At 48.5% G+C, this 12,388-nt stretch carries 14 protein-coding genes and 1 pseudogene; 2 read left to right on the top strand and 13 right to left on the bottom strand.

Annotation, left to right across the window (positions count from 1 at the left end):
* Nucleotides 1-175: 175 nt before the first annotated feature.
* The 6 genes from ACBP55_RS17145 to ACBP55_RS17120 all read right to left on the bottom strand — a co-directional run bounded on the left by ACBP55_RS17145 (nucleotide 176) and on the right by ACBP55_RS17120 (nucleotide 4,309).
* Entirely contained in the window at nucleotides 176-646 is a 471-nt protein-coding gene (locus tag ACBP55_RS17145) for a YhjD family protein (RefSeq protein WP_029197762.1), read from the bottom strand.
* Nucleotides 643-1,899 carry a DNA polymerase IV gene (locus ACBP55_RS17140; RefSeq protein WP_464652905.1) on the bottom strand — a complete coding sequence of 419 codons (1,257 nt, stop codon included), beginning with the start codon at nucleotides 1,897-1,899 and terminating at the stop codon, nucleotides 643-645. The genes ACBP55_RS17145 and ACBP55_RS17140 overlap by 4 nt, the downstream gene beginning before the upstream one ends.
* A complete protein-coding gene (locus tag ACBP55_RS17135; RefSeq protein WP_173185876.1) occupies nucleotides 1,892-2,047 on the bottom strand; it encodes a hypothetical protein in 156 nt (51 codons plus the stop codon). The genes ACBP55_RS17140 and ACBP55_RS17135 overlap by 8 nt, the downstream gene beginning before the upstream one ends.
* Nucleotides 2,044-2,421, bottom strand: a complete 378-nt coding sequence (locus ACBP55_RS17130; protein ID WP_464652904.1) for a hypothetical protein — start codon at nucleotides 2,419-2,421, stop codon at nucleotides 2,044-2,046. Before ACBP55_RS17130 ends, ACBP55_RS17135 begins: the two co-directional genes overlap by 4 nt.
* A 204-nt stretch (nucleotides 2,422-2,625) precedes the next feature.
* Nucleotides 2,626-2,892 carry a DUF1294 domain-containing protein gene (locus ACBP55_RS17125; protein ID WP_029197760.1) on the bottom strand — a complete coding sequence of 89 codons (267 nt, stop codon included), beginning with the start codon at nucleotides 2,890-2,892 and terminating at the stop codon, nucleotides 2,626-2,628.
* A 97-nt stretch (nucleotides 2,893-2,989) separates the two neighbouring features.
* Nucleotides 2,990-4,309 (bottom strand): alpha-L-fucosidase, encoded by a 1,320-nt coding sequence (locus ACBP55_RS17120; protein WP_464652903.1) that lies wholly within the window; start codon nucleotides 4,307-4,309, stop codon nucleotides 2,990-2,992.
* A gap of 139 nt (nucleotides 4,310-4,448) precedes the next feature.
* On the opposite strand from ACBP55_RS17120, the gene ACBP55_RS17115 reads away from it, so the two are divergent.
* Nucleotides 4,449-5,288: a helix-turn-helix domain-containing protein gene (locus ACBP55_RS17115; protein ID WP_464652902.1), complete on the top strand. Its 840-nt coding sequence runs from the start codon at nucleotides 4,449-4,451 to the stop codon at nucleotides 5,286-5,288.
* Between the two features lie 77 nt (nucleotides 5,289-5,365).
* Here the strand turns inward: ACBP55_RS17115 and recG are convergent.
* From recG to ACBP55_RS17095, 4 genes and pseudogenes are all read right to left on the bottom strand, one after another.
* Nucleotides 5,366-7,410 (bottom strand): annotated as a pseudogene (gene recG, locus ACBP55_RS17110) (ATP-dependent DNA helicase RecG).
* 3 nt (nucleotides 7,411-7,413) lie between these two features.
* Nucleotides 7,414-8,271: a DegV family protein gene (locus ACBP55_RS17105; RefSeq protein WP_464652901.1), complete on the bottom strand. Its 858-nt coding sequence runs from the start codon at nucleotides 8,269-8,271 to the stop codon at nucleotides 7,414-7,416.
* 49 nt (nucleotides 8,272-8,320) lie between these two features.
* Complete coding sequence (locus tag ACBP55_RS17100) at nucleotides 8,321-10,048, bottom strand: DAK2 domain-containing protein (RefSeq protein WP_464652900.1); 1,728 nt, start codon at nucleotides 10,046-10,048, stop codon at nucleotides 8,321-8,323.
* A 29-nt stretch (nucleotides 10,049-10,077) separates the two neighbouring features.
* Nucleotides 10,078-10,437, bottom strand: a complete 360-nt coding sequence (locus ACBP55_RS17095) for an Asp23/Gls24 family envelope stress response protein (RefSeq protein WP_171686061.1) — start codon at nucleotides 10,435-10,437, stop codon at nucleotides 10,078-10,080.
* A gap of 344 nt (nucleotides 10,438-10,781) precedes the next feature.
* Here ACBP55_RS17095 and rpmB point away from each other — a divergent pair, with 344 nt between their 5' ends.
* Nucleotides 10,782-10,970, top strand: a complete 189-nt coding sequence (gene rpmB, locus ACBP55_RS17090; RefSeq protein ID WP_029197753.1) for a 50S ribosomal protein L28 — start codon at nucleotides 10,782-10,784, stop codon at nucleotides 10,968-10,970.
* 99 nt (nucleotides 10,971-11,069) lie between these two features.
* Here the strand turns inward: rpmB and spoVM are convergent, their stop codons facing one another.
* From spoVM to rpe, 3 genes are all read right to left on the bottom strand, one after another.
* The gene (gene spoVM, locus ACBP55_RS17085) at nucleotides 11,070-11,150 is read right to left on the bottom strand and encodes a stage V sporulation protein SpoVM (protein ID WP_036634233.1); all 81 of its coding nucleotides are present in this window, start codon (nucleotides 11,148-11,150) and stop codon (nucleotides 11,070-11,072) included.
* Nucleotides 11,151-11,469: 319 nt separating this feature from the next.
* Nucleotides 11,470-11,715, bottom strand: a complete 246-nt coding sequence (locus ACBP55_RS17080; protein ID WP_464652899.1) for a hypothetical protein — start codon at nucleotides 11,713-11,715, stop codon at nucleotides 11,470-11,472.
* An 18-nt stretch (nucleotides 11,716-11,733) separates the two neighbouring features.
* A complete protein-coding gene (gene rpe / locus ACBP55_RS17075; protein WP_464652898.1) occupies nucleotides 11,734-12,384 on the bottom strand; it encodes a ribulose-phosphate 3-epimerase in 651 nt (216 codons plus the stop codon).
* Nucleotides 12,385-12,388 lie beyond the last annotated feature (4 nt).

Here is a 12,388-nt window from a genome sequence, read left to right as displayed (position 1 = left end):
CTAATTCTTTTAGCTGCTGCAACACTCTTCCTCCATTATGAGAAAAAGAATTACTCACGTCAATTCGCGTAAGCCCGAGGAAGATTTCTCCATCGGGCTTACGGTCTTGGTCTTGCTATTGTCTCGAGGTTCTCTCGTTCTACGTTTTCTTAGCTATGATAAGCGCATCATCTGGTTATTTTTCATCTGCTACTCGGCCGATAATTTCTTTTATATATTTTTTCAACTGGACACTGATCTCCGAACGCATAACATCACGAGTCATCCCAAAACGATCCTCATAACCTCGACATAGAAAACGGTGATACACGACCATTTCCGCATGTTCGTCACTGAGGATTTTTATGTTACGCTTAGTCAATTCACGCCGTATATCATACATGTCTCTGCTTATTTTGTTCATGACCACTTGACCAGTTGCTAGATAAAGCTGCTTTAAAAGGTTAGGACTACTCTTAATATCATCTACACTCTTTTGTACCATCGTAAGCATGTGGGGTAGTAAGATGTAGTCACGAATCATATTGAGCTCCTCTGATGTGGGGCGAGACGTTTTTTTGGGATCATTTCGACTTTCATATTCCTCTTGATGTTCGGTGAGTAGCATCTTTGATTTCCAACGCTCATTACCGTCTAGTTTGCTCATTTGTAATGACCTCCGATCTGTCCCGCTCGTTCTCGTGCTACTCCGGCCGTTAATAAAGAGGATGCCCGCATAATAGCGGCGCTGCCAAATCGATCTTTGATTTCATCAGTCGCTTTTTCCAAGCCGTATGCTTTCTCACGATCCTCGAATAGAGTAAGCTGGTAAACACTATCGTCCACCAATTGTGTGAGTGATATATGCAAGTGACTTACGGGCATTCCACTCCAATATTTATGAAATATCCCGAGCACTGCTGCCGCTACTTCATGAGAGAGCGACGTAGGTTGCTGCAGTGTTACCTGCCGACTAAACCCTGTAGACCGTACTCCATCGGTCTCCGCTGCACCAACGGTCACCACATGGCCCATGTATCCATGTCTCCTGCTGCGGCGACAGACCTCCACGACCAACTCTAAAAGCACAACCTCAATATCTTCAAGCTTACGATAAAGGCTGCTTCGCAGCGCCTTACCATGGCTAATAGATTTCAATTTGTTACGAATACTTGGTACGACCGGGCTAGGATCGATGCCCCGCGCCGTCTGCCAATAGTACTCCGCTTGAATATCGCTTTGCTTTCCCATCTCCCAACGCATGCGTCGTTTGAAATCGGCCAATTCCAATCGTGCTATGTCACCAATCGTGTTTAATCCCATTCTTATAAAATGACGTGTCATTCGCGATGCGACCATAAACATTTGGTGTACGGGCAGCGGCCACAAATCAGATTCAATATTGTCAAAGCCCAGTTTGAAGATACCTTCAGGCCTTTTTTTCGCGAAATTGTCTGTTGCCATCTTGGCTAATATTTTTGTTGGTCCGATTCCGCAGCGAGTCCAGACCCCAGTTGATAGCAGCACGCGAGATTGAATTTGCAGTGCGATCTCTTCCGGAGAACCAAAACAGGAAGTAGAGCCGGTAACATCGAGAAATTGTTCATCAATGCTGTACGGCTCAACCTGATCAGTAAAAGACTCAAAGATCTCCGTAATGAATAGGGATATGGTAATGTAGGTTTGCATCCGCGGTCGAATGATGTTTAAATTCGGGCATTTAGCAAGCGCCTCACCTACCCTTTCAGCCGTTGTTACTCCATGAAACTTGGCGACTGGGCAAGCCGCGAGAATGATGCCTGATCGGCGTGAAGGATCGCCTACAGCTACCGGTTTATCTTTTAGCTCAGGATGAGCGGCCTTTTCGATTGAAGCGTAGAATGATTGGCCGTCGACCAGAAAAATCGTCCTTTCAGGCATAGCGCTTCACTTCCTGTATAGCCATGATCCGATCGATCCGAAAAACACGAGACGCTTTCGCGGTAAAACAAAATGCTTTAATCATGTCCTCTTTTACGTAATCAACACGTATATGCCGCTTAGTCCCGCCGTGGCGATCTTTACTCACCGCAATCCCCCCCGCATATTCATGAGCGTGGTCATAAGCTCAGCCTTGACCAAGCTGCGCAGCATCGTGAAATGATGAATGTAGCCTCGGACTTTGTACTCTACGTTAATGCCTATGGCATTCATTTCGGTATGAATAACTTTCATATCTCGTTTCTTCATCTGGCTCTTAATATTTTGTAGTTCTGGATAAATAGCCATTTCAACCTCTCTGAGATAAAAAAGAATATGATTGTACACGATTTTATCTTTATAAACCTTGAGCTCCTCCATGTCCCTTGCTAGCATATCGAGCAATATGGGCAACAGCGTGTATTCCTTAATAATTTGAACATCCTCTTCTTTCTCAATTCTTGAACTTGAACTAACTTTCATATTCCCACCACCATATGCGAACATATATTCGTGTTATTTATTATATACCGAACACGTATTCGTTATGCAAGTGAATTTTTTTGGAAGTAAAAAAAGCCACTTAACAGGGCATCTTCAACCCCGAAAGTGGCGCATTTTACCTAAGTCTATCGAAACACATGGACCATAGTTTACAAGTGAAAGGCATTGTTAGGATCAATCATGCTACATATAAATCGCTATCAGAATGACGCATATACAATTTAGTGCAACAAGCAGCGGTATCCCGATGACGAATGAGGTATGTTTCGTCTTATGGCGCCAAACCCGCATACCGAGCCACCCGCCAATCCCGCCACCGAGAGCAGCCAGTATAAAAAGACGTTTTTCAGGCACTCTACGCCCGCCTTTTTTGGCTTGTCCCTTGTCATGTCCCATTTCTATGAATGTAACGATATTCATCAGCAATAAATAACAGAGGAAATAAGTCAAGTTCCATACACCTTCGTTTCCAAAAAAATAGTAAGCTTCCTACTATCATCTTAAAATCGAATGCGGGCACGGTCAAATGTTAATTTATTTCCTTCTTTTAGAGCAACTCCAACTCCACAACCGTAGCTCTTTGATCCGGCAGGGGATAGCTGAAGTGTTCAGGTTTAGCGAAACTAACGAACGCATCGTCCGGATACTGAGCGGCGCTCCAAGGACGGCTTAGAAAGAGCTCGGAACCGTCCGATAGCAGCCTTGCCTTCTTCACCTTGCCAGCCAAACCATTCAAGTTAATGGGGCCCACGCTTTCCTCAAACACGTGGGCATACAGCAGATTGCCCTTTTGCGTATACCTGCCCCACTCCGGTTTCGGTAAGTAGGCTTGCCCGCAGCCGTAAATGCTGTCCCCATTTTTCTGAACCCAGTCGCCGATCTCTGCCAAAATGTCCAGCGACTCCTTCGGAATCTCGCCGAGTGCATTCGGACCCACATTCAAGAGCAGATTCCCATTTTTGCTGACACACTCTATGAGCTTACGGATAAGGGTCGTTGAGGATTTAAATTGGAGATCCTTGGCTGCGTACCCCCAGTTATTATTCAACGTGATACAAGCTTCCCATGGGAGCGGATTGCCCGCATGATCCGTCACACCCTGCGGCGGAATGATCTGTTCAGGTGAAGCAAAGTCACCCGAATAGCTGAGTGGATTTTCCGTGAAAATGCTTCCGCCCTCTTCGCCGCTTGCATCCAATCGATTGTCTACGATGATATGCGGCTGCAGAGAGCGAATCATCGCCATCAGCTCAGTTGCTTTCCATGTCTCCCCCTTCATGCGATCATAAGAGAAGTCAAACCACATCACATCCAGTTTGCCATAGTTCGTCAGCAGTTCCCTTACTTGTCCATGCATATACTCAAGGTACCGATCGAACGTCTCCGGATTTCTTGCGTAGCTCTCATTATTCCGCATCGGATGAATCCGATCCCCATAAGCCGGGTAATCCTCATGATGCCAATCGATTAGGGAATAATAGAGTCCCACCTTTAAGCCTTCCGCCCGAAACGCTTCAATAAATTCGCGAACCAAATCTCGCCCAGCCATTGTATTCGTTGACTTATAATCTGTGAGAGCGCTATCAAATAAACAAAACCCGTCATGATGCTTCGCCGTCAATACCGCGTATTTCATACCCGCTTGCTTCGCCGCACGCGCCCACGCCTTAGGATCATAACGGACAGGATCGAATTCATCGTAATACTTTTGATAGTTCTCTACCGAAATACGCTCGACGCTGCGCACCCATTCTCCTCTAGCTGGAATCGCGTATAATCCCCAATGAATAAACATACCGAATCGATCCTGCAGAAACCACTGCGTACGCTCTGTTCGTTCTTGAATAATCGGATGAATGCTTGTCATCAGCTACACACCTTTCGAATTAAATGCGTGTTTAAAACAACCTCTTAAACTTCACAGCTTTAGTCTATCAAGCCTGTGCTATAATAGACAGGTACGAAACTAACCTCAATCAGGATATAATTAACATTCTCAGGTGAACATGATGATGAATTCGCAACAAATTACATTCCTATCGGACCTTCTGCAGAACTTACAGATTCACATTTTGGAAGCCCATCTTACGCAGTGCACCACCTCGTGGAAGGAGCTTAATTTTACACCAGAGCATAATAAGCTGTATTGGATTCTGGAAGGCGAAGGCTGGGCTAAGGTTGACCATCAAGAGCTTAATCCTATGCCTGGTCAGCTATGTCTGCTTCCTGCCCATGCGCTCCATTCTTACTCCACGATCAGCGATCGTCCTTATTTAAAATATTGGTGCCATTTCACAGCGCATATCGGTTCTTTTGATCTTTTTCAATGGCTGGACATTCCTTTGTTCATCCAAATTCAGAGCGTCGAGCAAATGACGGCATGGTTTCAGGAGCTTGCCGCCTTGCATCATGAACCGTCGCTAACTTCGCGTTTGCGGGAAAAGGCAATCCTGCTGCAAATCATATCCAGCTATTTGGAAGCGGTTCCTGTACAGGTACTGCAAAAGCGTACCGATGAAATGGACCGGCTCGGCCAATTACGGCAATTCATTGAACAGAATCTTCATAAGAGCATCACTGTGGAACAAATGGCCAAATCCGTTCACCTGCACCCCAATTACTTAATCAAATATTTTAAAAAGCACTTTGGCATGCCACCGGCCAAATACATGCAGCGCAAGCGCATTGACAAGGCCAAATTTCTACTCACGACCACGTCGCTTAGTATGAAAGAAATTGCCGAGCAGACTGGTTATGAGGATACGAACCATTTCGCAAAAAGCTTCCGCAAAGACACCGGCTTTCCGCCTACGGAATACCGGATGAATGTGCAGGGCAAAGTATAAAAACAGCAAAAAACGCTAGGATTAGCGACTGATCGTTCATCAGTCCCTCCTAGCGTTTTGTTTTGTTGTCCAGCTGGTTAATCCAGCACTTCACTGTCAAAAATATGAGAGCGCTGCAAGTAGGCCCTCAGCGGCATGAAGGAGGCGCCCGTCCAGAAGGACGAGTCACCGACAAGCTCTGCCGCATCATCGCGCGCTTGCTCCATGACTTCAAAGTCCGCCATCATGTCGGCGATCCGGAACTCCGGCAGCCCGCTCTGCTTCGTGCCGAAGAAGTCCCCGGCCCGCGCAGCTCTAAATCGCGCCGGGCAATCTCGAAGCCGTCGGTCGTTTCGGTCATCGCCTTCATGCGCTCCTTGCCGACCTCGGTCTTCGGGTCGGCGATGAGCACGCAGAAGGACTGGTGCTCACCGCGGCCAACCCGCCCGCGCAGCTGATGCAGTTGCGACAGGCCGAAGCGGTCGGCGTCGTAGATCACCATCAGCGTGGCGTTCGGCACGTCCACGCCAACCTCGATCACCGTCGTCGACACGAGCGCCTCTACGGTGCCTTCTTTGAATGCGCGCATGATCGCTTCCTTCTCCTGCGCGCTCATTCGCCCGTGCAGCAGGCCGATCCGCATATGCGGAAAATGCTGCTGCAGCTGAATGTGGACGTCGATGGCATTCTGCACGTCCAGCTTGTCCGACTCTTCGATGAGCGGACAGATGATATAGGCCTGCCGCCCTGCCGCGACTTCGCGCTGGATGAAGCCGAGCACGCGCTCCAGCATGCTATGCTGAACTGCGTACGTCTTGATCGGCTTCCGCCCTTTCGGCAGCTCACGCAGCGTCGAAACGTCCATGTCGCCGAAGGCCGTAATCGCCAGCGTGCGCGGAATTGGCGTCGCCGTCATCGTCAGCACGTCGGGGTTCATGCCCTTGCGCCGCAGAATGCTGCGCTGGTTGACCCCGAAGCGGTGCTGCTCATCCGTCACGACAAGTCCCAGCTGGCGGAAGTAGACGTCCTCTTGGATGAGGGCATGCGTGCCGACCAGCACATCGATCATGCCCATCTGTAAGGAGGCCAACAGATCCCGCCGCTGCCGGTCGGTCGAGCTGCCTGTCAGCAGCGCAACCTGCAGCCCGTAGGGCTCGTATAGGCCGCTCAGCGAGCGCATATGCTGCTCAGCCAGAATCTCCGTCGGCACCATCAGCGCGCCTTGGTAGCCGGCCTTCACCGTCGCGTAGAGGCCTATGGCCGCGACGATCGTCTTCCCCGCACCGACATCGCCTTGCAGCAGTCGGTTCATGGCATACGGCTCCTGCATATCGTGCAGGAGCTCGCCTACGACCTTCTTCTGCGACTCTGTCAGTTGGAAGGGCAGCGCGCGCACGAAGGCGCGGACAGCAGGCAAGTCCACCTGCTGCTGGAGCCCGTCCGCGCGGCTGCGCGTCACGGCGCGGTAAGCTTGCAGCTTGAGCTGGAATAGGAACAGCTCCTCATAGACCATGCGCATGCGCGCCTGCTTGCCTTCCTCCACACCGCTCGGCGTGTGGATGACAGCGAGCGCCTTGCTGCGCGGCATAAACCCGTACCTGCCGGTAATGCCAGCCGGCAGCACTTCACTGATCATCGCGCTGTACTGCGTCAGCGCCTGCTGAATGACCTTACGCATCCACTTCTGCGTAACAGAGCCTACAACCGAATACACCGGCTGTATGGTGCCGGTATTGGAATCGCCTTGTCCGGGAAACTCCGAATCGGACACGCTCATTTGCCTGCGCTTGCCATCCCATTTGCCGGTGAGAATAATCTCCTGCTGCGGCCGCAAGCGGTCCTTCAAGAAGTGGCGGTTGAACCACACCGCCGTCAGCAGGAACTCATCGACCATCACCTTGCAGGATAGCCGGGATTTGCCGCTGTAGCGCTGCAGCACCGGCTCTCCGATGATGTAACCCTTCACAGTGACGCGGTCGCCGTCCTTCACACTAGCTAAATCACGTACCGTGTAATCCTCATATCGGAACGGCACATATTCCAGTAAATCCATAACCGTAAAAATGCCCATGGAATTGAGCTCAAGTGCCTTCTGAGCGCCTACTCCATGGACTTCGCGTACTTCAAATTGATTCAAATCCATCTCTTACACCGTACTCACGAACGCTGCGATGGTTCCTGGTCCAGCGTGTGCGCCAATAACAGGTCCCAGTGTAATGTAGTCCACATGCTCCACAACAAATTGCTGCATGATGGCCGCGCGCAGCTGTTCCGCACCTTCCAAATTGTTTGCATGAGCAATGTGTAAACTGCGGATTGTCTTACCCGATACATCCGCCGCCAACAGCTCCAAGATTCGCGCAACCGCTTTTTTGTGACCGCGAACTTTATCAATCGCCGCTACTTCGCCCGCTCGATCTAGAGAAAGAATGGGCTTAATGTTTAGCAAAGAACCGAAAAGCGCGGAAGCTTTGCCGATTCTCCCACCTTTTTGCAAAAATTCTAGCGTATCTACGAGGAAGTATATGTAAAAGTTCTCTCTCATCGTTCGTACAAGCTCTAAAATCTCATCAACACTTTGCCCCGCCTTAGCTGCTCGGGCAGCAGCTACAGCTAGAGCGCCAATCCCATAGGAGGCCGAGCAGGAATCGAACACATGAACCTTGCCTGACGAGTCCTCCAGCATCGTGGAAGCCAGCAGCGCTGATTGATACGTTCCGCTCAGCACTGATGCCAAATGAATCGAGATCACCTCCGTATCAGGCTCTTCCAGCAGTCTCTGGTACAAGTCCAGAAACTCCGCAGGAGAAGGCTGTGACGTCCGGGGAAAGTGCGGTGACGAGGTCAGCTTCGGATAAAATTCCTCAGACTGCAGCGTCACCGTATCTAAATATTCTTCATCTCCAAAATGAATCTTGAGAGGCACCATCTCGATGTTAAGTTCTTGTCTGAGTGCCAAAGGTATGTCGGCCGTGCTGTCCGTCACAATACGAATGTTTGTCAACAGGGCTCACTCCATTTCACGAATTTACTCCACTGCTAATGGTATTCTTTTACTCAACGGAAAACAGGTACGCATACAAAGGCTGTCCGCCAGGATGAAGCTCAATTTCTATGTCGGGATAAGCCGCCTGAATGAACGCCTCCAGCTCCTCCGTCTCTGCCTCGACGGCATCTTCTCCGGTGAGGATAGTGACAATTTCGCTGCTTTCTTCAATCATTTCCTCCAACAGCTTCTTGCAAGCATCCAGGAGACTCGGCTGTGAAGAAACAATGCGCCCATCTTGGATGCCAATAAAATGACCCTGTTTGATGTCAATACCGTCCATGTTCGTATCGCGCACAGCGTAAGTAACTTGGCCCGATTTTACACGTCGAAGCGATTCACTCATGGCTTCCGTATTTGTTTGGGCATCCGCCTTCTCTTGGAACGCCAGAATGGCTGCAAGACCTTGCGGAATCGATTTAGATGGAATCACAATCAGCGTTTTATTGTCTACCAATTCAATAGCTTGCTGCGCAGCCAAAATAATGTTGGAATTGTTGGGCAGCACATAAATGGTGTCCGCATGAATGCTGTTAACCGCATTCACAATATCCTCGGTGCTTGGGTTCATCGTCTGTCCACCGGACAGAACAACATCGACACCTACACTAGACAAAATATCGGTAATGCCCTCACCTAGAGCAACTGCAACGAAACCATACGGCTTGTTTGGAGCAACCGTAGGTGTAGAAGCAGGAGTTTCGTACCCCTCGGTCATATCTTCCAATATATGTGAATGCTGATCGCGCATATTTTCAATTTTGATACGGCTCAGTGCACCGTAATTCATGGCTTGGTTCATCACTTCCCCCGGGTATTCGGCGTGAATATGAACCTTCACCAACTCGTCGTCGGCTACAACCAGCAGCGAATCCCCCAACTTGCTCAGTTGATCACGGAACGTGCCTTCATCGAAAACAAGTCCTTTGACCTTGCCTGGAGCAATCGTCAGCATAAATTCTGTGCAGTATCCGAACTCGATGTCTTCCGTGGCCAAATGTGCCTGTGCGGGAAGATGTGCGTGCACTTCCTTCGCTAGGTTCATGCCGGGAACAAGTGAAACCGCACCAAGTGTTGTATCCATAGTAGCATAGTCATCGTTCACTTGAACCAGACCGCCGCTTAGCGCCGCGACAAAGCCTTCATAGACACATACAAGGCCTTGTCCACCTGCATCTACCACACCGACCTGTTTGAGCACAGCAAGCTGCTCAGGCGTTCTAGCGAGGGCTTCCTTCGCTTTGCTCAGAACCTCCTGCATGAGATCCAGCAAATCGCCTCCGCGTCGATACTGTGTGGCATGCTTAGCGGCTTCTTTCGATACCGTCAAAATCGTTCCTTCCACCGGCTTCACAACAGCCTTGTAAGCTGTCTCTACACCTTGCTGCAGAGCGCCAGCGAATTGCTGTACATTTACATGCTCAAGATCATGCACATGCTTCGCGAATCCGCGAAACAGCTGTGACAGAATAACCCCTGAGTTGCCTCTTGCGCCCATCAGTAACCCTTTGGACAATGCATCAGCTGCTTTCCCAATATGGGAGGATGGCTTCTTTTTAAGTTCCTCACAACCCGCAGTGAGTGTCAAATTCATGTTGGTGCCGGTATCTCCGTCGGGTACAGGAAAAACGTTCAATCCATTAACCTTGTCTACATTTCTGCGAAGGTTATCCGCACCCGCCAAGACCATGGCAGTGAAGTCATTTCCATTTATTGAAATAAAGCGCTTACTCAAAGTGATTCCCCTTCCTGGTTATCGGGCTTTTACTTGGCTACACGAACGCCTTGAACAAAAATGTTCACATCGTCCACATGAAGCCCTACAACGTCGTTCAAAATATATTTGACTTTCGTTTGGACATTGCCTGCAACTACGGATATTTTCGTTCCATAGCTGACAATAATATAAAGATCAATTTCGAGTCGCCCGTTTTCACGACGAACTTCGACACCGCGGCTTAAATTGTCCCGGCCTAGCAGTTCAGCTATCCCGTCTTTCAGTTGCTTTCTAGTTGCCATGCCAACAAGTCCATAACAATCTAACGCAGCGGATCCCGCCAGTGTTGAAATCACTTCATTGGTAATATACACTTTTCCGTACTCGGTTGTGAGTTCAATTGGCATTATCTAACAACTCCTTCAAGTTTCGCTTTAGCAAGACTAACTTTGTAAGCATTCCCTTTTCTGCTTTGCTTTAGCAAATTCGACATTATCAGTCAATTACTATGTACTTGGAATGTGGGCTAATCTTCATTGTACTATAACATACTGAATAAATAAACGGCAAAAGTGCAGGTAATTCGTTGACTAGGCTCCTTTTGCTATGCTATTATATTTAAGTGTGTTTTTGCTGGTTATATCATGAATCGCAACAAACCTAACAATGTCTAAAATTATGGAAAGCTGTCATGTCAAGCTTAGGCTTGCCACCCAGGCTGCTTTGTATACTGCCCAAGGAGGTGTCAAACATGTCCCGCAAATGTTTCATTACAGGTAAAAGTCCTTCTTCAGGAAATCACGTGTCCCACGCTAACAATAAAAACAAGCGTACTTGGGGAGTTAACGTTCAAAAGGTTCGCATCCTCGTTGATGGCAAACCAAAACGGGTTTACGTAAGTACTCGTGCGTTGAAATCCGGAAAAGTGGCTCGCGTTTAATTGTAGCTGCGCATACTTACACTTTCTATGTGAAAGACAAAAAGCACCTTATCGGTGCTTTTTTTGCATTTCTGGGGAATGGAGTAAGTAAGTGTTAGCCTAGTTTTTACTAAACGTATTAAGTACGGCTTTCACGAATCCACCCAAAAATCTTGGTAGTTTGATTGTGTAGAACTTCATTCTCTACCCCTCCTTAGAGTTTTGTCAGCAAACTGACTCATAAGCATCAGCTTAAAGTTTTCGCCAGAAAACGGATTGAATAAGCATCAGCTTATACTTTGCGTCAGAGAACTGACTTCGTGAGCAATGGCTTAGAGTTTTCGGAGAAAACTTATGTCGTAAGCTTCACTGGCTGCATGACTGCTCCTTAGCATCGTTACAACAGTATATGCCCCGATAGTGAAAAAGTACCTTCTATTTTACTTTCTCCCATCAATTCGCTTCCAGAAAACAAAAAAAGCTACAAGAGCACTTCGCTCTTGTAACTATATGTATGCGGCTAAGGGGCAGTTATACCCAGCTGCGTGTAAACCGCATAAATTAAACTGAAAATAAAATAGAAGAGAACAGAAATAACGATGAACCAAATGCGAAACCCAATTTGCTCAAACCGGCGGAAGAATCGCATCCCTACATATAGGGCGCCAAGCGAGAATATATACTTCGAGATATCGTGTATATTTGAAAAACACGCTAACAGGACTGCGCAAAGCAGACTGTACATCAACAACCAGAGAAATCTCATCGTCCTTTCGTTCCCCCTCTACCCGCGTATCCGCCTGATAGCCTCCGTACGATCGGACTGCCCGAACACAGCATTTCCGGCAACCAACACATCGGCTCCAGTTTCCACCACCTGGCGGGCCGTCACCTCGTTAATACCGCCGTCTACTTCAATATGAAGCCCGTTCAGCCCCTTCGCATTTGCTTGCTCACGCAGGGCGCGAATTTTGCTCAGCATGCCAGGAATGAAAGCTTGTCCGCCGAATCCAGGATTGACCGTCATAATAAGCACAAGATCCAGCTGTTCATCAAGGACATGTTCAATGAGTGAAATCGGGGTTGCAGGATTCAGTACAACTCCCGCTTTGACCCCGCTTTGCTTAATAAGATGAAGCGTCCGATGCAGATGCGTACAAGCTTCCACATGGACGGATATCAAATCAGCACCCGCTTTGACAAAATCAGGGATATAGCGATCTGGCTGCTCAATCATCAAATGAACATCAAGCGGCAGCTTGGTCACAGGGCGTATCGCTTCAACAACAAGTGGACCAATTGTGATATTGGGCACGAAATGGCCGTCCATGACATCCACATGGATCCAGTCCGCTCCGCCAAGCTCCGCTTCCTTAATCTCTTCCCCAAGCTTAGCGAAGTTGGCTGATAAAATAGAAGGTGCTACATGTACCATCCGT

This window comes from Paenibacillus sp. WG02 (assembly GCF_055396115.1).
Note: the sequence above shows the minus strand (reverse complement) of the source record. Positions and strands in the feature narration are given on the sequence as shown.